General features: G+C 44.4%; 23 protein-coding genes. 15 read left to right on the top strand and 8 right to left on the bottom strand.

What is annotated here, in order from left to right:
- The first annotated feature begins 5 nt into the window (after window positions 1–5).
- Complete coding sequence (locus VJL_RS18230; RefSeq protein WP_152436663.1) at window positions 6–995, top strand: ABC transporter substrate-binding protein; 990 nt, start codon at window positions 6–8, stop codon at window positions 993–995.
- Entirely contained in the window at window positions 988–1,992 is a 1,005-nt protein-coding gene (locus tag VJL_RS18235; protein WP_038880120.1) for a FecCD family ABC transporter permease, read from the top strand. The genes VJL_RS18230 and VJL_RS18235 overlap by 8 nt, the downstream gene beginning before the upstream one ends.
- A 121-nt stretch (window positions 1,993–2,113) precedes the next feature.
- Here the strand turns inward: VJL_RS18235 and VJL_RS18240 are convergent, their stop codons facing one another.
- Window positions 2,114–2,341, bottom strand: coding sequence for a PAS factor family protein (locus tag VJL_RS18240; RefSeq protein WP_038869823.1), 228 nt, complete (start codon window positions 2,339–2,341; stop codon window positions 2,114–2,116).
- A gap of 1,166 nt (window positions 2,342–3,507) precedes the next feature.
- Here VJL_RS18240 and VJL_RS18250 point away from each other — a divergent pair.
- Window positions 3,508–3,690 carry a hypothetical protein gene (locus VJL_RS18250; RefSeq protein WP_038869821.1) on the top strand — a complete coding sequence of 61 codons (183 nt, stop codon included), beginning with the start codon at window positions 3,508–3,510 and terminating at the stop codon, window positions 3,688–3,690.
- Window positions 3,691–3,806: 116 nt separating this feature from the next.
- Window positions 3,807–5,072, top strand: coding sequence for a RidA family protein (locus tag VJL_RS18255; RefSeq protein WP_038880124.1), 1,266 nt, complete (start codon window positions 3,807–3,809; stop codon window positions 5,070–5,072).
- Between the two features lie 68 nt (window positions 5,073–5,140).
- Here VJL_RS18255 and rnk read toward each other — a convergent pair whose 3' ends face one another.
- Both rnk and VJL_RS18265 read right to left on the bottom strand, forming a co-directional pair.
- The gene (gene rnk, locus VJL_RS18260; protein WP_038880127.1) at window positions 5,141–5,533 is read right to left on the bottom strand and encodes a nucleoside diphosphate kinase regulator; all 393 of its coding nucleotides are present in this window, start codon (window positions 5,531–5,533) and stop codon (window positions 5,141–5,143) included.
- A 214-nt stretch (window positions 5,534–5,747) separates the two neighbouring features.
- The gene (locus tag VJL_RS18265; protein ID WP_038869815.1) at window positions 5,748–6,593 is read right to left on the bottom strand and encodes an AraC family transcriptional regulator; all 846 of its coding nucleotides are present in this window, start codon (window positions 6,591–6,593) and stop codon (window positions 5,748–5,750) included.
- A 776-nt stretch (window positions 6,594–7,369) separates the two neighbouring features.
- Between VJL_RS18265 and ureG the strand changes: the two genes are divergently transcribed.
- Window positions 7,370–7,993 (top strand): urease accessory protein UreG, encoded by a 624-nt coding sequence (gene ureG / locus VJL_RS18270; protein WP_038869813.1) that lies wholly within the window; start codon window positions 7,370–7,372, stop codon window positions 7,991–7,993.
- A gap of 302 nt (window positions 7,994–8,295) precedes the next feature.
- Here the strand turns inward: ureG and VJL_RS18275 are convergent, their stop codons facing one another.
- Entirely contained in the window at window positions 8,296–8,502 is a 207-nt protein-coding gene (locus VJL_RS18275; RefSeq protein ID WP_038880130.1) for a hypothetical protein, read from the bottom strand.
- 360 nt (window positions 8,503–8,862) lie between these two features.
- Here VJL_RS18275 and VJL_RS18280 point away from each other — a divergent pair, with 360 nt between their 5' ends.
- A complete protein-coding gene (locus VJL_RS18280; RefSeq protein WP_038880133.1) occupies window positions 8,863–9,567 on the top strand; it encodes a carbonic anhydrase in 705 nt (234 codons plus the stop codon).
- 563 nt (window positions 9,568–10,130) lie between these two features.
- On the opposite strand, the gene ulaG is transcribed toward VJL_RS18280, so the two are convergent.
- Both ulaG and ulaR read right to left on the bottom strand, forming a co-directional pair.
- Window positions 10,131–11,198: an L-ascorbate 6-phosphate lactonase gene (gene ulaG, locus VJL_RS18285; RefSeq protein ID WP_005448892.1), complete on the bottom strand. Its 1,068-nt coding sequence runs from the start codon at window positions 11,196–11,198 to the stop codon at window positions 10,131–10,133.
- 124 nt (window positions 11,199–11,322) lie between these two features.
- Window positions 11,323–12,078, bottom strand: a complete 756-nt coding sequence (gene ulaR / locus VJL_RS18290) for an HTH-type transcriptional regulator UlaR (RefSeq protein ID WP_038880136.1) — start codon at window positions 12,076–12,078, stop codon at window positions 11,323–11,325.
- Between the two features lie 386 nt (window positions 12,079–12,464).
- Between ulaR and VJL_RS18295 the strand changes: the two genes are divergently transcribed.
- The 8 genes from VJL_RS18295 (at window position 12,465) to VJL_RS18330 (ending at window position 19,524) form a co-directional block, all read left to right on the top strand.
- Entirely contained in the window at window positions 12,465–14,225 is a 1,761-nt protein-coding gene (locus tag VJL_RS18295) for a PTS ascorbate-specific subunit IIBC (RefSeq protein ID WP_005434683.1), read from the top strand.
- Between the two features lie 121 nt (window positions 14,226–14,346).
- Entirely contained in the window at window positions 14,347–14,823 is a 477-nt protein-coding gene (locus tag VJL_RS18300) for a PTS sugar transporter subunit IIA (protein WP_009696580.1), read from the top strand.
- A 9-nt stretch (window positions 14,824–14,832) separates the two neighbouring features.
- Window positions 14,833–15,525, top strand: coding sequence for an L-ribulose-5-phosphate 4-epimerase (locus VJL_RS18305; RefSeq protein ID WP_009696581.1), 693 nt, complete (start codon window positions 14,833–14,835; stop codon window positions 15,523–15,525).
- 4 nt (window positions 15,526–15,529) lie between these two features.
- A complete protein-coding gene (locus VJL_RS18310; protein WP_038880139.1) occupies window positions 15,530–16,351 on the top strand; it encodes a Cof-type HAD-IIB family hydrolase in 822 nt (273 codons plus the stop codon).
- Window positions 16,352–16,356: 5 nt separating this feature from the next.
- On the top strand, window positions 16,357–17,004 hold the full coding sequence (locus tag VJL_RS18315; RefSeq protein WP_038880142.1) for a 3-keto-L-gulonate-6-phosphate decarboxylase UlaD: 648 nt from the start codon (window positions 16,357–16,359) through the stop codon (window positions 17,002–17,004).
- Window positions 17,005–17,012: 8 nt separating this feature from the next.
- Window positions 17,013–17,894 (top strand): L-ribulose-5-phosphate 3-epimerase, encoded by an 882-nt coding sequence (locus tag VJL_RS18320; RefSeq protein WP_038880145.1) that lies wholly within the window; start codon window positions 17,013–17,015, stop codon window positions 17,892–17,894.
- 183 nt (window positions 17,895–18,077) lie between these two features.
- Window positions 18,078–18,506: a hypothetical protein gene (locus VJL_RS18325; protein WP_038880148.1), complete on the top strand. Its 429-nt coding sequence runs from the start codon at window positions 18,078–18,080 to the stop codon at window positions 18,504–18,506.
- A 151-nt stretch (window positions 18,507–18,657) separates the two neighbouring features.
- Complete coding sequence (locus tag VJL_RS18330; protein WP_038880151.1) at window positions 18,658–19,524, top strand: glycerol kinase; 867 nt, start codon at window positions 18,658–18,660, stop codon at window positions 19,522–19,524.
- 126 nt (window positions 19,525–19,650) lie between these two features.
- On the opposite strand, the gene nagB is transcribed toward VJL_RS18330, so the two are convergent.
- On the bottom strand, window positions 19,651–20,451 hold the full coding sequence (gene nagB, locus VJL_RS18335; protein ID WP_038869802.1) for a glucosamine-6-phosphate deaminase: 801 nt from the start codon (window positions 20,449–20,451) through the stop codon (window positions 19,651–19,653).
- Between the two features lie 374 nt (window positions 20,452–20,825).
- On the opposite strand from nagB, the gene VJL_RS18340 reads away from it, so the two are divergent.
- Window positions 20,826–21,077: a DUF3081 domain-containing protein gene (locus tag VJL_RS18340; protein WP_038880154.1), complete on the top strand. Its 252-nt coding sequence runs from the start codon at window positions 20,826–20,828 to the stop codon at window positions 21,075–21,077.
- Between the two features lie 143 nt (window positions 21,078–21,220).
- On the opposite strand, the gene VJL_RS18345 is transcribed toward VJL_RS18340, so the two are convergent.
- Window positions 21,221–21,574 carry a MaoP family protein gene (locus tag VJL_RS18345; protein WP_038869800.1) on the bottom strand — a complete coding sequence of 118 codons (354 nt, stop codon included), beginning with the start codon at window positions 21,572–21,574 and terminating at the stop codon, window positions 21,221–21,223.
- Between the last annotated feature and the right edge of the window lie 94 nt (window positions 21,575–21,668).

Here is a 21,668-nt window from a genome sequence, read left to right on the forward strand (position 1 = left end):
TTACCGTGAAAAAAATATGCTTGATGCCGTTGTTTTTATCTGTCTCTGTTTACGCAAACACCAATGCACCGACGGAACCACATTACCCAGTCAGTGTTGAAAGCTGCGGGGACGTGTTGACGTTTGAACAAGCACCAAAACGCGCGGTATTCCAAGACCTCAATATGACGGAAATGGCGTTCGCATTGGGGCTACAACCTAACATGGTGGCGGTAAATGGTATTACAGGTTGGTATCAAGTATCCGATCAGTTCAAGGCAGACTTAGGTGATATTCCCGAAATCTCTGGGCGTTACTTAACGCTAGAACCTTTACTAGAAAAGAATCCAGACTTCCTGTTTGCTGGTTGGAACTACGGTCTTAAATTTGGCTCAGATCTGACGCCACAAAACTTGGCGCACTTTGGAGTAAAGACGCTGGTACTCAGCGAAAGCTGCGCTCATATCACTAAGAAGAAGCAAGAAGCTTCCATGGAGTTGCTTTACGGCGATGTTCTTAAGCTAGGCAAAGTCTTCGATAAGAGTGATAAAGCACAGAGCTTAGTCGAGAGCTGGAAAAAAGACCTCAACGAAATAGAGGCAAAGGTAGCCGCTTATCCAACCAAGAAAGTGTTCCTCTACGATTCAGGCATTGATCAGCCCTTTACCAGTGGGCGCTTTGCCATGCCTCATGCGCTGATCAAAGCGGCTGGTGGCGTCAACGTGATGGGCAACGAAAACTTTAGTTGGGGCACCGCGCCATGGGAAAAAGTCGCCATTCATAATCCCGATATGATTATTTTGGTGGATTATGGCAGCTCAGATGATGCAGCGATCAACAGCTCGATAAAAGCTCTGAGTGATAACCCTCTAATGCGCCAAACGAATGCGGTGAAAAATGGTCAATTTTTGCGGTTGAAGTACAGTGAGCTGACGCCAGGTCCCAACAATGTGGTTGCTATCAAGAAGATTGCAGCCAAGCTCCATCCCGAGGCTGGTATCGTGATTAATGAGTAATTCGAATGTAAAGTTTTGGCTTGCTATCGTGACAAGCCTGATGTTGCTATCGGTCATACTGTTCCTTTCGCTCTCTTACGGAACAATAAACATACCCTTTTCCTCGGTTTATCAGTTTTTTACCTTTGGCCACGCCTCGCTACCTGCAATGACCAACGTTATTTTGAGTGAGATTAGAATTCCTAGATTTCTTCTCGCGATTTTAGTTGGTGCTGGGCTTGCTATGGTGGGGGCGCTATTGCAGACCGTGACTAAGAACGACTTGGCTGATCCATTCTTGTTCGGGTTATCTGCAGGTGCATCGGCTGGCGTTGTTGCGGTTATTAGCCATTTCGATTTGGCGTTAGGTCAATGGTCTTTACCGGTGGCAGCATTTGCTGGGGCAACCTTATCGGCGGCTTCGGTCATCCTAGTGTTCTTTCTGCAAAAGTCTCAAGGAGTTGAGCGCCTGATTTTATCTGGATTGGCGGTTTCGTTCCTGTTCAGTGCCATTACTGGATATTTGATTTATACCGGCGATCAACGTTCGGCGAGTAATATTCTCTTTTGGTCGATGGGAGGCTTAGGGCTGGCAAAATGGGAAAATCTGCCGTTTGCCTCTGTTGGGGTTATTTTGCTCGCACTGTTTACCATGTTGCGCTGGCGTTCGCTTGATGCCATGTTGGTGGATGAGGACACCAGTAACTCACTGGGTGTAAGCGTAAAATTCCTCCGCGTGACCGTGTTTATCTTATCGGCACTCTCTACAGCGATCTTTGTCTCTTTAAGCGGCGTGATTGGCTTTGTTGGACTCATCGTGCCGCATCTTGCGAAACCATTTTCCGGACCAAGTCATCGTTATCTATTGCCTTTATGTGCTTTTATTGGCGCGATGCTGCTCTCAGCCAGTGACTTAATGAGCCGAGTGCTGATCCCCGGTCAGGAGTTACCCATAGGTCTGATGACTTCAGCAATTGGATCTATGTTTATTCTGTTTTTCGTACTTAGAAAGAAATAAGGCGAGATAGAATCCCAAGGTCATGGAGATAACTCTGCTATATAAGTCGGCCTCACCGTTTAAAGTGGTGAGGCCGACTTTTTTGGTTAAGGGCGTGAGAAAGCTTATTCCTCGTTATCGATTATTTGTTGCTTAGGATGATTCTTTCCGCATCGCCTACCGCTCTGGTTAAGCTTTGGTTGCTGGACAGTTGACCGGAACTTACTGGACCAAGAACATGGGTATATAGTGCTAACTGCTTCTCGAATGGCAGTTTTAGAGTGTTGTAAAGCTCCTGCCTAATTTGAACATGAGACTCTTGTGGGGCTGAAGATAAGCGTAGTAGGGTTTCATGAATAACAGTTTTCATCTGTTGTTTGTCCTTTTGTTTTCTACGTTGTTAGGGCTTAAATAAAGTAGCACCACCGAGCATGTGCATACTCGGTGGTGGTCGTGTGCATCTATATTGGTTTGGGCGAGATTGCTCGCTTTATCCAAGTTTTAGTGAGTGCTTCAAAGTGAAAGCACTTCTTTTGTTATTTTCTAGCTCAAGAGCTTATTAATTCGGTTGATCACCGTTAGGTTCTGGTGCTGTCTGTCTTTTCTAATTTCGTTAACTAAGGTTTTCCTTAGCCTCGCTTTAGTGACTTCTAATGGAGGGACGTTCAGTGACCCCTTCACTCTGCATGAGATAGTGTCGGGGCAATATATCTCACCTTTGGCTGTATTTCTTAGTAGCCAACGAAAGCAATTTGGACATAACTTATCTGTTTTCTCGAACATATTTTTTTTGGCTTACTATCCGTTAAATAGATAAAAAATTAACACCATTCGAATATAAGCGGATGTTATACCCATCACTGGCGATAGACTTAAACTGACAAATAAAAACGTTATCGAAATTAAACTTGTATTTATTTGAATTTTCACAGTTGTAGAAGAGTAAGCTTGAGTCTAATTCGACAAAGACGTTGTCTTCTGAATCGCAAGAAAAGGAGGTGACATCATCAATAGAATTGAGAAAACTTAATATCTTGTTCCAGTATGTGGCATTGAAGGGCTTTAACCTAATCTCAAAGTCCTCAATCGATGAATAGTCAATCCTTTCTAAGTTCATTTTCTACCTCAAAAAAAGCCCTAACCAAAATTGGATAGGGCTAAGTTGTGCAAGAGCGGAATAAAGTTATTTGTGAGTAGGTTACTCAATTCATATGAGCGAGTGGACTCTATCAAATAGGAGTTTATATCGACAAGTGGGTGTGAAATATTTCTTATTATTTCAAAACATTATGACTTAATTGTTTAATTTATAAAATCAAATGCAAGCCTTTTTCTGTTCTTCTTGGTTTCATTTTATTAATGATATTAGAGATGAAATTTTGAGTAGGAAAAGCTGCATCAAGGCAATGGGAAACTTGAAATGTAAAGCGTGTAAAAATTAAACATAATGCGCGCATGTTGTAATGAATTGCGTCTAAATAATCAGCATAATCTTATAGTTTTACTTACGATGTGATTGTTTGTGAAAGGAGAGGTATGAAAATATTTAGAGGCATATTAATTGATTTAGTCATCCTTGTTGGGGTCCTATCCGGAATGATTACTTTCTCTTTAAATAAAATCGATATATTAGGAACGATTCTGATTATCACCGCTTCTTTGTTGATCTTAGCTCTATTTATCTATGGTTTAAAAGATGGATATAACAGAAGCGGTTAACTCTATTATTATTCTATATTAAATTGCAATGAAATATAGCTGATAGCTCTCCTTTCTAGCCTCAATGATGTTCACGTAAGTTAAATACTTTTATCATTAATTAAAGGTAACATTAAATGACTGGCACCATTATTAAATGCTCTAGAAACACAGAAACTGCACCACTTAACAGCCATTCAACGCAAAGTGTTGCGTTTTCTCACTACAACAATATCTCCGCTCAACTTCCGATTGATCCTCAAACCAACCAGCTTGTTGACGGTGGTATTCAGGAGCAAGCCAAACAATGTCTTTTGAACATTAAAAGAATTGTAGAGAGCATTGATCATGTAATGGATGATGTCGTTAAGATAAATGTCTACTTGACCAACATTCATGACGTTGAAGAAGTAAACAAGGTGTATGCGACTTTCTTTACTAACCTTCTACCAACACGCACAGTGCTGGTGATTGAGGCGGTGCCTTTTGAAGGAGCGTTACTACAAATGGATGCGCTTATTTCTAATGGAGAGGGGACAACACCCCAAAAGCCATGTGACTTGATCAAGGTGTCGCGTGATACTGATCTAGCACCGACCAATCCGATTTCTACACAAACGGTCGCATTCTCGCACTACAACAACACCTCCGCACAGTTGCCGGTAGATGCAGCGACAGGAGACTTGGTCGAAGGTGACGTAAAAGAACAAACTCATCAATGTCTGCAAAACATCAAGAACATTCTAGAGAGCATTGATGTTCCGCTAGATGACATCGTAAAAACGACCGTTTACCTGCAAGATCTAGCAGATATTGAATCAGTGAACGAAGTGTACCGTACTTTCTTCCCAGATTCGGCGATCGCAAGAGCCGTGGCTTACATGCCTGCTCGCTCGGTTATTCAAGCTTCAGCGCTGCCAATGGGCGCTGCAGTACAAATTGATGCCGTGATTTCTCATGGTGATGGCACGCCGCCTCAAGAAGTTGAAGATCGCCATGGCATTGTGATTAAGGCAAACAACACGCTGAATGCACCTCTTGATGCGCTTGCAACGCAAACTGTGGCGTTTTCTCACTATAACCACATTTCTGCGCAACTACCGATGGATGCTCTGAGTTATGAACTGGTTCAAGGTGGGGCTAAAGAGCAAGCTGAGCAATGTTTGAAAAACATTAAAGCGATCGTTGAGAGCATCGGTCACGTGATGAATGACGCGGTTAAGGTCAATATTCAAGTGACTGACATCGCTGATATTGATGCAATCAACGAGGTGTACGCCACTTTCTTTGATGGCGATTTGCCAGCAAGAACCGTGATTGCTGTGTCTAACATCGCGCTAGGTGCCAAAGTTCAAATGGATTGTGTGCTTTCTAATGCGGAAGGCACAAAACCACAAGTGTAATCAAACACAAAGCCATCACTCTGGTAAGGAGTGATGGCTAATGATTGAAATTACTCGTTGGATTATTTCTACTCTATATTTCTTTCTGGTTGAAAAACAACATCCAAGATCTCGATGGTTTTCTTGTTGCCGTTTGGCAGTATCCAATCGATGCGTTGACCGACAGATAGCCCAATAAGCGCCATGCCAATCGGAGCGAGTATGGAGATGTGAGAGTTATCTTTCACTTGGTTTGGGTAAACGAGCACTTTCTGAATGTGTTCTTCCTCACCAAGGAATTTAAACGTCACTTTAGAGTTCATCGTGACAATATCGCTACTAATCTCATGTGGCTCGACAATCAAAGCACGGTCAATTTCTTCTTCTAATTTAAGCAGCTCGTCGGTGAAATTCGGAATGTTATCAAGTAATCGACAGATATTGTTGTAGTCATCAGATGTAACGGTGATCGAATTAGACATAATATTTCCTTAAATCTAATTTTTATGACCCAGCCTTTGAGATGGCTTGGGTATATCGTGAAGTTTTCTAGTGCATAAAGCGAAACACCATACTCCTGAAGGACGAGAGAAAACGTTACCTGGACGCAATGATTGGTGATTTAAATGAAAAGCAAAATAGAGTGAGCAGAAAGCGCAAGGCTTTACGCTCGATCCGTCATCCACTAGAGCGTTGTTAGCTCACATCGTCACTTCTTGTGGAGACAAGTGACGCATCACTGGTCTTCTTAGACTGAGCTCGGAACTGTGATGGCGTTAAGTGATATTTTCTCTTGAAGGCATCACAAAAATAAGCGGCGCTACCAAATCCACAGCGGTTGCTGATCTGTGAAACGTTGTAGGAAGTGAACGTTAGCATGTTCAATGCAAGCCCCATTCTTACATCTACCAATAGCTGGCTAAACGACAGATTCTCTTTCTGCAAATGCCTTCTTAATGTTGAGGTAGAGGTAAACAGCTGCTTGGCGACATCTTGAATTTGCCACTTTCTTTGTGGTTCCTTTGTGATCATTCGTGCGATGACTTCACGTTTGCTTTCTTCGTAATTGAACTGAAAGACATTGAAAACATCGATACCAGATTCGCAAAGAGAGAGCAGTATGAAATATAGCGTTTGTTCTAAAAGCATGATTTTCAAAGCATCTCTACTTAATGAGTCATACACTTCTTTGAGTAGTTGAAAGTTATTGTCCACATCCACTGGTGTTGGGAGTTGATGAGCTACGGTATTTTTGATGAACCTACGCTTTTGAGGAAGTTGAAGTAGCAAGCCTTCTAACATGTCATCGGTCACGATTAACAATTGAATCTGTAATGGTGAGAACGACGATTTCTGAGTCAAATTACACGACAAACAGGTAAATTGAGGGATGATTAAGGTTGACGGGCCATCGATGGTGATTTGTTGTTCATTGATGTAAACGGTGCCTTTTGCGAAGGCGATGTTGACAATGTAGTGATACTCTACGTAAAACTCCTCAAGCTTCACTGGTTTGAACATTTCAATATATCTATATTCCACTATTGCTTATCTCATAATTGGGCTTACTACAGGCAGTAAGTTGGGCTAAAAGAAAAGCATCCATGCGACAGTACAACGCACAGTATAACGCTACTCCTTTGTTCTTTTCATAAATTCATCAAAGAAAGTGTCTTATCTCAGTAATTTGAGCTCAAATCTAAATAGGCGCTATTGATTTTTTATTTAACTTATTGAAAGTAATGAATAATGTTTTTGTTTTTATCAATCATGAAAATTAAGATTACGAGTCAGATAGCTGAATTGAGGATCAATAGCACACCTAGTAATAGTGTTCTTTATGCAGAGATGGTGCTTGAAGTATTTTGAACATCTTAGGATGTAGATATGAAGTCACAATGTTCAGATAATTTAGCCTGAATTCTAATTCTAAATTTTATGGGCTGATATCGGAATGGAATGGTGAGGCTTTTATTGTATATTGTGCTTCGAGAGTGGTTAGGAGACATAACCTACCAGTCGAATCATGTAGACATTGTTGATGATAAAAATTGCAAACCTTCGTTATCAATATTTACGGGTTAGTTAGTCAAAAACTTCGCCAATGAGTTTGCCTAATCACTCTCAAACCATTCACAACTCAGTGCCTTATTTAATACTCCAATACTCACTAAAAAAACATCATCTGTTCCTTGATGACTGCCATTCAAAATCATCCTCTTAATTGGTGACTTTCAATAACGTTCGGCTTTTTCATTATTAGCCATTAAATAATTACACATCGAATTTTAACTCCATCCATAATTTGGACAACTCTTATGCAAGAAAACTACAAACAACCTTTGCGAATTGGCGTTGGTGGACCTGTTGGGTCTGGTAAAACGGCATTGCTAGAGGTTCTGTGCAAAACTCTCCGAGATCTTTATCAGATCGCTGTCGTCACTAACGATATCTATACGCAAGAAGATGCAAAGATACTCACTCAGGCAGAAGCCTTAGATGCAGAGCGTATTATTGGGGTCGAGACTGGTGGTTGCCCGCATACCGCGATTAGAGAAGACGCCTCGATGAACCTCGCTGCGGTGGAGGAACTCTCTATGCGGCACAAAAACCTAGACGTGGTATTTATCGAAAGTGGTGGTGACAATCTCAGTGCCACGTTTAGCCCTGAACTGGCTGACTTGATGATCTATGTGATTGATGTATCGGAAGGGGAGAAAATTCCACGCAAAGGCGGACCTGGCATTACACGCTCTGATTTGCTTGTTATCAACAAAATAGACCTTGCGCCTTATGTTGGAGCATCATTAGAGGTCATGGAAGCGGATACCGCTCGAATGCGTCCAGAGAAACCTTATGTGTTTACCAACCTAAAAGAAGGTAAGGGGCTGCAGGAAATCATAGACTTCATTGTCGATAAAGGTATGCTTGAAAAGAGATAGCATCGAAGTATGCCAAAGAAACTGCTGCGTATCATGAAGAATTATGTTTATTCGCAGTCGTTTCTATGCCTAATGCTCACAATAAGTCGATACTGAAAAAAAAGCAGCTTTAAATGATTAAAGCTGCAAAGAATCAATAGCAGGAAAAGTAGATGATTACATCTACGGAACCAAAGTGAAACCAAACAATTGTGTAGTAACGTTTGATGAAAACTATAGTATATGACTCACGTTCTGTTTCAATGTGTTCAGCTGTGGTTGAAGCTGAATCTAAATATCTGGAGCAGATTATTAAATAGTCCCTACTTCAATAGCCTAATGATGTTCTTGGGCCTTCTTATATAGTCATAAAACTCTTTTGCTTTAAGCCTACCGACTGAAAGTTCAATTTTAAGCTCATTGGCAAGTAATCTTAATGTCGATCGATTAACCATATCTTTACGAGCATTCACTTTATCTAGGTATTCATCCAAGATTTTGTCATCATAAACGTAGATATATTCACTCATAATCGTATGTCCTTTTAAATGATAGTTTTAGTTGGCAATAAACCCTGAATTAGAGTTTGGTTTTTTATGACGAGGTAAATTGATGTCGTTTTAGACGATGTTCGTTTTGCGTTTGGATTATTAAGGTATAAGAATAAGGCTTCAAGCAGTTTTGCTGTGATTCTTGTATGTTGAAATAATCTAGTCTGATGGTGAAATACAAATCTCACTATTAGTTCTGTCCCAAAGTGATTTAAATATTTGTTTAATTTGTTTTTATAAATGTTGAATATGGGTGTGCTTGCATTTATCTGACACTGCAATGACTTTGAGGTTTTACTAATTATCTGATTTTTTAATAATTTATTAAATGAGGATAAGATGAAGAAATCACTGTTAGCGATTGGCCTTTTATTAAGTTCTGCAGCACATGCTGAGCATTGGGGGTACGAAGGCGAGAATGGGCCTGAGTTTTGGGGTAAATTCTCTGAAGATTGTCAGCAAGGTAAGAACCAAAGTCCTGTTAATATCCAATCAACCGTGTTGGGTATTATGGATGAAATACACATCTACTATTTAGGTCATGCCGTTTCAGCTATTGATAATGGTCATACTCTGCAAGCCAGTGTTGAGGGCAATAATACGCTACTGGTTGACGATAAAAAGTACACGCTTTCTCAATTTCACTTCCATACGCCATCTGAAAACCACATCAACGGAGAAGAGTACCCGCTAGAGGCGCACTTTGTTCATGCCGATAAGGATGGCAATCTAGCGGTTGTGGCAGTCTTCTATAAGCTAGGAGATGAAAACCCAACACTGGAGAAGTTGCTAAACCATGACTTTAAAAAAGGCAAAACAACCAGCTTTGAACCCGTGAGCATCAAGTCTCTTGTTCCTTCTAAGCACAGCTACTACCGATTCAATGGTTCGTTAACGACACCTCCGTGTTCTGAAGGTGTTCGTTGGTTGGTACTAAAAGAGGTTCAAACGGTATCTGCAGCGCAAGTGAAAGCGTTTATGGACATCATGGGTAAGAACAATCGTCCTATCCAGCCGATTAACGCTCGACTCATTATCAACTAACCCATTAATGACGAACCGAAGTTTGACGCGGTTTGCGTGCTATCTGAGATTAACGGTTGTCTAAACGAAAAAAGGACTCTTAGTGAGTCCTTTTTGATATTAAAATAAGAGCATACATCAAGTGGAACTCAAGTGTCTGATGGGTACTCCATCCTTGGAGATTTGACACTTAAGCGACATCGAACGCAGTCACACATTGCACTCGGATGTACTAACCGAAACCAATTTAACATTGGACTTGTAAGCAGTACATCAAATGATTTTTGTCGATTAAAGATGTCTAAGTAGCTAAATTTTAAGTGGTTTATCTTCGAGGCTTTAGATGGATATTGTGGATATTGAGCGTAAGTTAGAGCGAAGTTGGCATTTATTAGAATGCTTGTAGATGTACGCTAGCGTCCGGGGTTTTTGAGAGCGTTAGTCTCTCTGAAAGCTCTCCTACTGATAGATAGCGAATGTTAATCGTCGCATAAAATGCGCTCTGTATAATCTGAAGTTTCTGCAATAAAAAAGGGCTCAATTGAGAGCCCTTTTGGTTTTCGCTGTCTGACGTTGCGACGGAATTACAAGAACGCTTTGTATGGCAATTCTGGTTCGTTTTTGAAGATGTCGCTAAAGCCACGGAAGTGTTGGTAGTGCATGCGACCTTTATCGGTTGGGAAGGTGTATTTGCCCCCAACTTGCCAAAAGAACGGTGCGAACTTGTATTGCAGACGGTCTTTCTTCATGTTCCACAACACTTCGATTTCGCGTGGGTCGTTTTGGAAGTTAGCCCAAATATCGTGGTGGAATGGCATCACGACATCACAATTCAACGATTCTGCTGCGCGTAGGATGTCAGAAGACGTCATCTTGTCAGTCACGCCACGTGGGTTTTCACCGAATGACAACAGTGCCACGTCGATTTGGTATTCGTTGCCGTGTGCGGCGTAGTAGTTCGAGTAGTGTGAGTCACCAGAGTGGTAAACCGAGCCGCCTGAGGTTTCAATCAGGTAGTTCACCGCGCGTTTGTCCATGCCGTCGAGGATTTCTTTATCGTAAGAAGAAGTGCCCTCTGGTAGCGTGACAAGTGCAGTGCGGTCGAATGAATCCAGTACGCGGATCTTCATGTCGCCGACTTCAAGTACATCGCCCACTTTCGCGACCACACAACGCTCTTCTGGCACGCCCCAGCCCATCCATAAATCGACACACGCTTGTGGACCGATGAACTTCACGTGGTCACCACAGTTTTGCAGTACCGCCGCCGCGACGTTCACGTCGATATGGTCAGCATGATCATGGGAAGCCATCACAGCATCGATCTCTTTGATAGCAAATGGGTCAAGCGGGAAGATAGCAGTACGTAGATTTGGTTGCAGCGCTTCGACACCGCCCATACGCATCATTTGGTGCTGGTTCTTCATGAAGGCATTCTTTTGCGTCTTTTTACCCGTACCACACCAGAAGTCGATAGAGATGTTGGTGTTGCCCTCACTCTTCAACCAGATACCTGTACAACCTAGCCACCACATCGAGAATGTATTTGGTTCTACCACCGTATTTTCGATCTCTTCGTTCAGCCAGGTACCCCACTCAGGGAATGTATTTAGGATCCAAGATTCACGAGTGATTTCATTTACTTTACTCATAGCAACACCTTTTTGTTTCACAATTTTTATTAAATTTGGGATGTAGGGAGCCGAGCGCCTTAATTTGTAGTTAAGGCACTGAGCTGAATTATTTTTATTTATTTGAGAAAGAGGCTAGGGCGCGTTAGACCAGTATGACCTGTGTCCCTTTTGCTTCTATCGCTTTGATGACCTCTGGGTTGGCGTTTTTGCCAGTGATCAGAATGTCGATTTTCTCGGTAGGACAGAACAACATGCCCGTTCTGTGACCCACTTTGGAGCTGTCTACCACGACGACGAGCTTGTCGATTTGCTCAAGCATTTGCTGCTCTGCCACCGCGGTTAACATGTCGGCTTTGTAGAGTCCGGCTTCGGTTAACCCTTTGCCCGAAGTGAACATCCAATTGCCTGCGTAACTGCCAAGCGAGTTGGGCGCCGGATTTAAGAACAGTTTTTGTGAACGGTTGTATTGACCGCCAATGATGATCACATCGTCATGGTCTTCATTGATCAGGTAGCTTGCCAATGGGAAGTAGTTGGTGACGATCTGCACGTCTTGCCCACATAGCTTCTGCCCAAGTAGGAAAGCGGTCGAACCGCAGTTGATGACCACGCTGTCGCCAGGCTGACAAAGCTCAGCGGCTTGCATCGCAATCAAGGATTTTTCTTCGTAATGCTCAGTGCTGTTGATGTTCAGCGGTGACCATTTTTTCTTTTCTGCTTCGACGCGTTCTGCGCCGTTGCGTACTTTGCGCAGTTTGCCTAGTTCATCCAGCTTAGAGATATCACGGCGAGCCGTAGCTGGAGAGACGTTAAAGCTCTTAATAATGTGTGAGACGTTAATCGTCTGATTTTCTTCTAATAAAGACAGAATGCCATTGTGTCTTTGTACTTCATTCATACCCATCACCCTATTTGATTCAAATTCACCGAAATGTGTATCTAGTGATTATTTGGTGATTACTTGTGATTTGTTTTGATTCTATTAATCACGCTCTTGATTGTCAAATTCAAGACTGATGAAAATCTGAACTTCATCACAATAAATTATAAGTAATTGTATTTATTGATAATTTAATTTTTGTGTGTGATCCGCTTACCATTTGTAGGGTTTTTTGGAGGGCAAAATTGATAAATATCAAAATAATCACAAATGAGCATTGCGTGATTACTTTTGATTGTTAGAGTTTATTTCGTGAGCAAAAACTGAGTAGATTCTACGACATCAGATGGAATCACTCTGACCTACATACGATTACAAATAAAAAACACTCTAGGGGTAAAGATATGGAGTTCTTGTACGACATCTTCTATATTTTTTACAGCCAAGTTATGACCAAAGCCCCACTACTGCTGGGTTTGGTAACATGCATTGGCTATTGGTTGCTGAGAAGAGACGCCACCACCATCATTAAAGGTTCCATCAAAACGATCGTGGGTTTCATGCTGGTTCAAGTGGGTGCGGGCACCCTAGTTGCTGGCTTCAAACCTGTGATCTCCAAACTTTCCGAATACCACGGGCTAACCGGCTCGGTCATTGACCCTTACACCTCCATGATGTCTACCATGGAAGCGATGGGCGACAACTACTCTTGGGTGGGTTACGCAGTTCTATTAGCATTAGGTATCAACATCCTCTTGGTACTGTTCCGCCGCTACACGGGTATCCGCACCATCATGCTGACTGGTCACATCATGTTCCAGCAAGCAGGTCTGATTGCCGTGTTCTACTTTGTGCTTGGCGCAAGCATGTGGGAAACCATCATTTACTCTGCGGTGTTAATGGCGCTGTACTGGGGTATCTCCTCCAACATCATGTTCAAGCCAACTGAAGAAGTCACCGGCGGGGCGGGTTTCTCTATTGGTCACCAACAACAGGTCGCGTCTTGGATTGCAACAAAAGTCGCGCCAAAACTTGGTGATAAGAACGACAGCGTTGACCACCTAGAACTGCCTAAATGGCTACATATCTTCCACGACAGCATCGCAGCAACGGCGATCGTGATGACGGTGTTCTTCGGCATTATTTTGCTTTCATTCGGTCTTGATAACCTTCAAGAAATGGCGGGCACCACACACTGGACTATCTACATCTTAGAAACGGGTCTGAAATTCGCTGTTGCGATTCAGGTGATTGTTGCCGGTGTACGTATGTTCGTTGCTGAGCTGTCTGAAGCGTTCAAAGGCATCTCTGAGCGCGTGATTCCAAACGCGGTATTGGCGATTGACTGTGCGGCTATCTACGCATTCTCTCCAAACGCAATGGTATTTGGTTTCATGTGGGGTGCGCTTGGTCAATTCGCTGCAGTACTGGCGATGCTGGCATTCGATGCGCCAATCATGATCATCCCTGGCTTCATTCCAATGTTCTTCTCTAACGCGACCATCGGCGTATTTGCTAACCACTTCGGTGGCTGGAAAGCGGTGATGAAGATCTGTTTCGTGATGGGCATCATCGAGGTGCTAGGTTCTGCTTGGGCTATCCACCTATTTAGCCAACACGGCACAGAATTCAACGGCTGGATGGGCATGGCGGACTGGGCGCTTGTATTCCCACCAATCATGCAAGGTCTGTCTGCATCGAAAATGTTCTTCTTCGTTCTTGTTGGTCTGTCTCTGGTTTACATGTTCTTCGCCTCTCGCAAGCTACGTGCTGAAGAAGACGCGCAAGGCACAGTAGAAATCAGTGAAGAGCCAGAAGTGATTGAAGCGGTAGAGCAAGCAATCAAAGCGAGCGACGGTCTGCGCCCAGTCAGCATCCTAGCAGTATGTGGTAACGGTCAAGGCTCATCGATGATGATGAAAATGAAGATCGGCAAATACCTAGAGAAGAAAGGCATTCCTCACGTGATGGACTCATGCGCAGTGTCGGACTACAAGTCGAAGCTTGCGAGCACGGACATCATCGTATCGTCGAAGCACCTGTCTGCAGAGATGGAGCCAGGTGAAGGCAAGTTTGTACTCGGGGTGCAAAACATGCTTAACCCTAACTCCTTCGGTGACGAGCTACTCGACATCATCAATAAAAACTTTGTACCAGCAAAATAAAACAGCATGACCAAATATCTCTCAATGAAGAGATAAGAAACCAATAACAAACAGCGGATGACAACAGTGGTGCCGGGCTTCGGAAAGCCAAAGTCACGGCACCCAAACTGGAGATAGAACAATGGGATTAAAACAATCACTGATCGACAACAACTCAATCAAACTGCAAGCGCAGGCGTCGAATTGGCGTGAAGCCATCAAGATTGGTACGGACATGTTGATTGCCTCTGGTGCGATTCAGCCTTCTTACCACGACGCCATCATCAGCAGCGTGGAAGAGTTAGGTCCTTACATCTGCATCGCGCCTAACTTGGCACTGCCACACGCACGCCCAGAAAACGGCGTAATTCGTACTGCTTTCGCACTGGTTACGCTAGAAGAGCCAATCTACTTTGAAGGCGAAGACGAGCCAGTTGATGTGCTAATCACGCTAGCGGGCAGCTCTTCCGATGAGCACATGGAAGGTCTGATGGAAGTGACCCAAGTGTTGGATGATGAAGACAGTGAAACGGGCGTGGATTTAGACAAGCTTCGCCGTTGCCGCAGCAAAACCGATGTATTCAACGTGATTGATGAAGCTCTGGCTGTTACTGCCTAAGGAGAACTCATGTACAGCGAACTGAAACAACGTGTGCTCGAAGCCAACCTCAAACTACCGAAATACGGCTTGGTGACCTTCACCTGGGGCAACGTGTCTGAGATTGACCGCGAGCGCGGCGTGATTGCGATTAAACCGTCGGGGGTGGAATACGATGGCATGCGCGCTGAGCACATTGTGGTGGTCGATTTAGACGGCAATGTGGTGGAAGGCAACATGAATCCATCCAGCGATACCGCGACCCACATTGAGATCTACAAAGCGTTCCCACAAGTGGGCGGCGTGGTGCACACCCACTCACGCAGCGCAACGATTTGGGCGCAAGCAGGGATTGATATTCCTGCGCTGGGCACGACTCATGCCGACTACTTCTACGGCGACATTCCATGTACTCGCAAGCTCTCACAACGCGAAATTGCCGAAGAGTACGAGAAGAACACTGGCTTAGTGATAGTGGAAGAGTTTCGTCAACGCCGCATCGATCCAATGGCAGTGCCAAGCGTGATTGTAGCAGGGCATGCGCCTTTCTCTTGGGGCACTAACGCCGATGATGCCGTGCACAACGCAGTGGTATTGGAAGAGATTTCTGCCATGGCATTAGCAACACGTTCACTCAACAGTGGCATCAAGATCCAGCCTGAGCTTTCAGACAAACACTACCTGCGTAAGCACGGTGAAAACGCCTACTACGGGCAGAGGTAACGACATGTACAAAGTGCTTGCTTTAGATTTAGACGGAACTGTCCTCACCGATGAACACAGCATTCACCCAGAGGTGAAAAAAGCGATTCAAGAAGCGCAGCAGAAGTGTCACGTGGTGATTGTCACCGGACGCCATCACACTGCGGCACGTCCGTATTACGATGAGTTGGGTCTTACCACGCCTATCGTCTGCTGTAACGGCACTTATGTTTATGACTACCACAATGACCGAGTGCTCAAGCACAACTCCATCGATAAGGAAGACGCGCTGACGTTCATCGCCTTGGCGAAGGAGTTTCAGGTCAAGATGGTGATGTACGTAACCGATGCCATGACGTACTCAAACTACAACCCAATTCACTACATGGAAGCGTTGGAAAAGTGGGCGAAAACCGCGCCTGAGCACCTTCAACCGAAGATCTACAAAATCGACTCGTTCAGTGAAGAAGTGCGTAATACCGAGTTCGTGTGGAAATTCGTGGTGGAAGGCTTACCAAGCTCGGTAGAACGCTTAATTGAAAACCCATGGGTGAAAGAGAAATTCAACGGCGAACGCTCGTGGTCGAATCGCATCGACTTCGCAGCAAAAGGCAACAGCAAAGGCTTAAGACTGGCGGAATACGTTTCTGAGCTGGGTTATCACCCGAATCATGTCATTGCCGTGGGCGATAACCACAATGATATTTCCATGCTCCGTTACGCCGGATTAGGTGTTGCCATGAATAACGCAGACGAGACGGTACGCTCAAGCGCCCGTTTGGTGTGCGAAACCGATAACAATAACGACGGCTTAGCTCGTCTGATACGTGAAAAAATTCAAGGATAAGCATCATGACCAAACCAATGATTCAAATCGCTCTAGACCAAACTAACCTAACTGACGCCGTGGCGGTTGCAAGCAATGTACACAGCTATGTTGATGTGATTGAAGTGGGCACCATTCTCGCGTTCGCAGAAGGGATGAATGCGGTCTCAACACTGCGTAAGAACCACCCAGACCATATTCTAGTGTGCGATATGAAGACCACTGATGGCGGCGCTATTTTGTCTCGCATGGCGTTTGAAGCTGGCGCTGACTGGATTACGGTCTCAGCCGCAGCGCACATTGCGACCATCGAAGCGTGTAAGAAAGTGGCGGATGAATTTAGTGGCGAAATCCAAATCGAAATCTACGGCAACTGGACGATGGAAGATGCGCAAGCGTGGGTGGATCTCGGTATCACTCAAGCGATTTACCACCGTTCTCGCGATGCAGAGTTGGCAGGGATTGGCTGGACAGATGCTGACATCAACAAGATGCGTCAACTCTCTGAGCTAGGTATCGAGCTCTCTATCACGGGCGGTATCGTGCCAGAAGACATCTACCTGTTCGAAGGCATCAAAGCGAAAACCTTTATCGCAGGTCGTGCATTGGCGGGCGACAAAGGGCAAGAAACCGCAGAAGCATTAAAAGCGCAAATCGACCGTTACTGGAACTAGGGGGCGACATGTATCAGAACCTACAACGTCATCGTGTTGGCTTGTATGAGAAAGCGTTGCCGAACGAGTTGAGCTGGGAAGAAAAGCTCAGCGTGACCAAAGAATTAGGCTTCGACTTTCTTGAGATCTCGGTGGATGAATCAGACGAGCGCCGCAGCCGCTTAGATTGGGACGACGAGACGATCTACGCCCTGCGTCACCAGTGCGAACGTTATGGCATGCCATTGCAGTCGATGTGTTTGAGCGCGCACCGCAAGTTCCCGTTTGGCTCGGCTGATCCGAAGATACGCGAGCAAGCCGTGCTGCACATGGAAAAGGCGATCGCATTGGCGTACAAACTTGGCATCCGTACCATTCAATTAGCTGGCTACGATGTGTATTACGAGCCAGCAAACCGTGCCACGCATTTGCGTTTTATTGAAGGTATGAAGGAAGCGGCGAAACTGGCAGAGCGCGCAGGTGTGATGCTTGCTGTTGAAATCATGGACACCGATTACCTCAACTCATTGAGTAAGTTCGAAGTGCTCAATCGCGAAGTGAATTCGCCGTATTTCACTGCTTATCCAGACGTGGGCAATATCTCTGGTTGGAACTATGACGTGTGTACTGAGCTGAAATTGAGTAAGCCACACATTACCCAAATCCACCTTAAAGACACGTATCGCGTGACGCCGGAATACAAAGGTCAGTTCCGCGATCTGGTGATTGGTGATGGTGAAGTGAACTTCGATGCCATCTTCCGCACACTCAAAGAGACAGACTGCGTCGTGCCACTGGTGATTGAGATGTGGGCGCAAGATGAACATTGGCGTGCGCACATTCAAACCGCCCAACAGCGCTTAAATCAAGCGTGTGATCATGCGGAATTACCAAGGTTGTTTGCCGCATAATTCTTTCTGGGTCGTATAGACACTTACATGCTCCGGTGCTCGTTATTGGGCACCGTTTTCCCATCGTGGGAACGTGCAGTTTTTGACCCTCGTGAAAACTGCACTCTTTCGTTTCATTGGTTGACTTACCATCAGGGTTGGCGCAAAGTTGCGCTTTGTCGTTATGAAACCCTGTTAATCTGAATGAAATTACTCCATCTGCAACTTTTCTGGTACGAAAAACATCACACCCTATTGGAGATGGAAGACCTGCCAATTCTTACCCCAGCGCAAGAGCAAGAACTGCGTGAGTGGGCGAAAACACGCCGCAAAATCCTCAGCTACGAAGTGCATCAACAGCCTTGGGTAAAAGTGAACGTCGACGGTTTCTCATCGATTTTAGAGCTCAAACCAAATGGTACGCTGATGGAAAAAGACTTGTTCAGTGAGCGTGGTTTACAGGGCTTATGGAAGGTCAGCGACGGCTTCTTGTTCATCAAAGTCATCAGCGGTGAATTCATCGTCGAATACCAAATTGTTGGTCATACAGAAAACAATGTGCACAGTGGTATCGAGTACATCAATGGCAAAATCAGCACCTACAGCAAATTTGCCAAACTCGCGAATAATTAAGCCGATTCAATTCGATGTAGAGAAAGGAGCCAAAGTGCTCCTTTTTTGTTGTGGATAGAAAATCCCAACTATTCTTACTTCAAGCAATGAAATCAATGCGTTAATATCCAAGTCATCATCTTATTTCAAACAGTAGCAGGAGGCATGAATCGTGTCTGAAAAAATATCGACGTCGGCGCTGGCAAAAATGCGTCAGATGGAAGCTAAGCTGCTGTTTGCGGATCTCAAACGCGCTGGTTACATCGTTCGCCAAGACGAGAAATGGATTTTGACCGAAGAGGGCGCCAAGTTTGGCGGTGAGTATGTCGATCACCCTAAATTCGGGCAGTTCATTGTTTGGCCGACCAACTTGCACATCGAGCTTGCCGCAACGTCTGGAAAAACTTACAGCGCAACCCAGTTGGGCGAGAAGCTGAAGCTCAATGCCAAGCGCATGAACCAGCTGTTAAGTGAATTAGGCTGGATCAGCAAATCCGAAGAAGGTTGGAGTTTAACCGAAGCCGGAATTCGCGCTGGTGGTCAACAGAGAGCCGATAAAGAGTCTCAGAACACCTTTGTGGTGTGGCACGACGTAGTGCTGCGTAACAAGCGTCTCAAGCAGTCTGTGATTGAGTTTTTAGGTCAAGATGCCGAGTCCCATTCCACAGATAAGTCGTTTTCTAGTTTTCGCCAGAAGTTTGAAGCCAAGCACCGCACATTGGACGGACACTACGTTCGTTCTAAAGGGGAGCTTCTGATCGATAACTGGCTGTACTTGGCAGGAGTAGTGCACGCTTACGAGCGCCAACTGCCGATCGACCAAGACGTGACAAGCGATTTCTACCTACCAGGCGGCAAAGTCTATTTGCAGTTTTGGGGCAGCGATTCTGGCGAGATGTTAGAAGCGGAGCGAGAGAAGATTCGTGCAGTTTACGAGCAGCATAACTTCAACCTCATTGAGGTCGAACCGAGTGAGTTAGATAAGCTCGATGAGGTATTGCCGAAACGTCTGCGCCAGTTTGGTATTCAAGCTTATTAAACGCCTCGCTAACGGTTGTTTAAATTCCTACACCTTCAAACCTGCCAGTCTTTAAAAACGAAAAAACCCGTGATGACTCACGGGTTTTGTGTATTCAGCGTTTATCTTTGGTTGTTATCCGAAGGATTAGAAACCTTTGATGTTTTCCGCTTCTAGCTCAGAGAAGTACTTAACTGTCTTCACTTTAAGCTCTTGTTGTGAAGGCTCATCACAAACGATCACTGCTTTAGGGTGTAGTTGAAGTGCAGAAACCGTCCATAGATGGTTCACGCTGCCTTCTACCGCTGCTTGTAGAGCAAGTGCTTTGTTGTGACCTGTTACTAGGATCATCACTTCTTGAGCGTCTAGTAGTGTGCCAACACCGATAGTTAGTGCGTACTTAGGAACTTGGTTGATGTCGCCATCGAAGAAACGAGAGTTCGCGATACGAGTGTCTTCAGTTAGTGTCTTGATGCGAGTGCGAGAAGACAGAGAAGATGCTGGCTCGTTGAATGCGATGTGACCGTCGTTACCTACGCCGCCCATGAACAGGTTGATCTTGCCGTAAGACTTGATTTTGTCTTCGTAGCGTTGGCATTCCGCTTCGTGATCTTCCGCGTTACCGTTAAGAAGGTTGATGTTCGCTTCTTGGATGTTTACGTGGTTGAAGAAGTTGGTGTACATGAATGAACGGTATGATTCTGGGTGATCCGCAGGGATACCGATGTATTCGTCCATGTTGAAAGTCACAACGTGTTCGAAGCTCACTTCACCAGCTTGGTAAAGTTCGATCAATGCTTTGTAAGTTGCTAGAGGAGTGCCACCTGTAGGTAGACCCAGAACGAACGGACGCTCAGCAGTTGGTTTGAAGTCGTTGATGCGCTTAGCGATGTGTGCTGCTGCCCACTTGCCTACTTGTGCTGCTTGAGCTAACGGGATAAGTCTCATTTTGTGCCCCTAGTTATTGGAATTTAAGATGTTCTGAAACATTAATTCGCATTATAAAATAAGTAATGTTGAACTGCTATTGTTTTAGGTCAAAAATTTGCTTTTTCTTTAACCAATGTTGCTTTTCTGGGCGATTTTTACGTTTGCTTCGAGTTGAATCTATGCAAAGCCGTGAAGCAAGCCTAGTTGATTAGCATGTAAAATTTATGACTGAAATTAAGTTTTTTGGCTGAACGAGCGAGCCGAATTGAATGGAGTTACGTAGGAGAAAGGGAAGAAAAATGCCGAAGTTATGATCTCACGCAATCTATGGTGTGGCACGGCGTTTCTTCCTTATCCATACTTTAAGTGTGTTTATTGCTGAGGGAATCGCAATGAAAAACGAATTAGACGCAACCAAAGTGCTCCAAGCATACGAATGTGTGATGAACAACGGCACGCCTACTGAGTTTGGCAAGATGTATGAAGGGATAGAGGCCTATTCTGATTACGATGGCTATAACGTGTTTCTGAGAGGCAATGGTGTGGAGCTTACGGTGGGGTTCCACAACACCTATCATTTGGAATATGACCAAGAGCATCTGAAAGACAGCTTCTTGAAGAAGGTAGCCATGTTGGCGAAATAATCGCTCGCCAAATAGTTGTTCGGAAAAAATGAAAAGCCCTTAGGAATGGTCACCTTCGGGCTTTTGGAAAAGAAATGGTTTTGCAACACCACCAAGTTGTATTTTTTGGCGGCTTAGCCAAGCATTATAACTCGGCTATTCGATTAATCGTCTTCTGCTAGGCTCTCTTCCGCATAATCATCTGTCGCTTCTTGTTTGTTACGTCCATTTAGCGTGTGGAAGCGCTTGCGACCACGAGCTAGCTGTACGTATTTTAGCCAAGTGCGCTCGATCTTAGTTTTCGCTTTGCCTGGGTTTTCGAGAACTTTTACGAAGTGTTTTTCTTCGCTGTTCTCAGGTGTCAACTCGCCTGACTCTAAGCCAAGCATAGTATCCCCATAAATTGTTAGGATTTCCTCTTCTGAAAGAGTAAAATCGCCAGACTTTGCAAAGCCGCGTGGGAATTTTACGTTGTCGTAAAAACGTTTTTTGCCATGACGAAATTCAGTGTCAGACATATCAACAGCCTCTGTAACCGTTATTGATGAATGTGATGAATTACGGCGAAAATTAGGCGCAAAGCTAACAAAAGAAAAACAAAACTTTTTTGTC

Origin of the sequence: Vibrio jasicida CAIM 1864 = LMG 25398, assembly GCF_000400365.1 — a bacterium.
Lineage (GTDB): Bacteria > Pseudomonadota > Gammaproteobacteria > Enterobacterales > Vibrionaceae > Vibrio > Vibrio jasicida.

Bases quoted from the DNA above. Each gene is read 5' to 3' on its own strand.
- VJL_RS18280 (WP_038880133.1), top strand. From the start codon at position 8,863: ATGAAGAAATCACTGTTAGCGATTGGCCTTTTATTAAGTTCTGCAGCA.
- VJL_RS18320 (WP_038880145.1), top strand. From the start codon at position 17,013: ATGTATCAGAACCTACAACGTCATCGTGTTGGCTTGTATGAGAAAGCG.
- ulaR (WP_038880136.1), bottom strand. From the start codon at position 12,078: ATGAATGAAGTACAAAGACACAATGGCATTCTGTCTTTATTAGAAGAA.
- VJL_RS18300 (WP_009696580.1), top strand. From the start codon at position 14,347: ATGGGATTAAAACAATCACTGATCGACAACAACTCAATCAAACTGCAA.
- VJL_RS18250 (WP_038869821.1), top strand. From the start codon at position 3,508: ATGAAAATATTTAGAGGCATATTAATTGATTTAGTCATCCTTGTTGGG.
- VJL_RS18310 (WP_038880139.1), top strand. From the start codon at position 15,530: ATGTACAAAGTGCTTGCTTTAGATTTAGACGGAACTGTCCTCACCGAT.
- VJL_RS18240 (WP_038869823.1), bottom strand. From the start codon at position 2,341: ATGAAAACTGTTATTCATGAAACCCTACTACGCTTATCTTCAGCCCCA.
- nagB (WP_038869802.1), bottom strand. From the start codon at position 20,451: ATGAGACTTATCCCGTTAGCTCAAGCAGCACAAGTAGGCAAGTGGGCA.
- ureG (WP_038869813.1), top strand. From the start codon at position 7,370: ATGCAAGAAAACTACAAACAACCTTTGCGAATTGGCGTTGGTGGACCT.
- VJL_RS18340 (WP_038880154.1), top strand. From the start codon at position 20,826: ATGAAAAACGAATTAGACGCAACCAAAGTGCTCCAAGCATACGAATGT.
- VJL_RS18235 (WP_038880120.1), top strand. From the start codon at position 988: ATGAGTAATTCGAATGTAAAGTTTTGGCTTGCTATCGTGACAAGCCTG.
- VJL_RS18315 (WP_038880142.1), top strand. From the start codon at position 16,357: ATGACCAAACCAATGATTCAAATCGCTCTAGACCAAACTAACCTAACT.
- ulaG (WP_005448892.1), bottom strand. From the start codon at position 11,198: ATGAGTAAAGTAAATGAAATCACTCGTGAATCTTGGATCCTAAATACA.
- VJL_RS18345 (WP_038869800.1), bottom strand. From the start codon at position 21,574: ATGTCTGACACTGAATTTCGTCATGGCAAAAAACGTTTTTACGACAAC.
- VJL_RS18325 (WP_038880148.1), top strand. From the start codon at position 18,078: ATGAAATTACTCCATCTGCAACTTTTCTGGTACGAAAAACATCACACC.
- VJL_RS18305 (WP_009696581.1), top strand. From the start codon at position 14,833: ATGTACAGCGAACTGAAACAACGTGTGCTCGAAGCCAACCTCAAACTA.
- VJL_RS18255 (WP_038880124.1), top strand. From the start codon at position 3,807: ATGACTGGCACCATTATTAAATGCTCTAGAAACACAGAAACTGCACCA.
- VJL_RS18295 (WP_005434683.1), top strand. From the start codon at position 12,465: ATGGAGTTCTTGTACGACATCTTCTATATTTTTTACAGCCAAGTTATG.
- VJL_RS18275 (WP_038880130.1), bottom strand. From the start codon at position 8,502: ATGAGTGAATATATCTACGTTTATGATGACAAAATCTTGGATGAATAC.
- rnk (WP_038880127.1), bottom strand. From the start codon at position 5,533: ATGTCTAATTCGATCACCGTTACATCTGATGACTACAACAATATCTGT.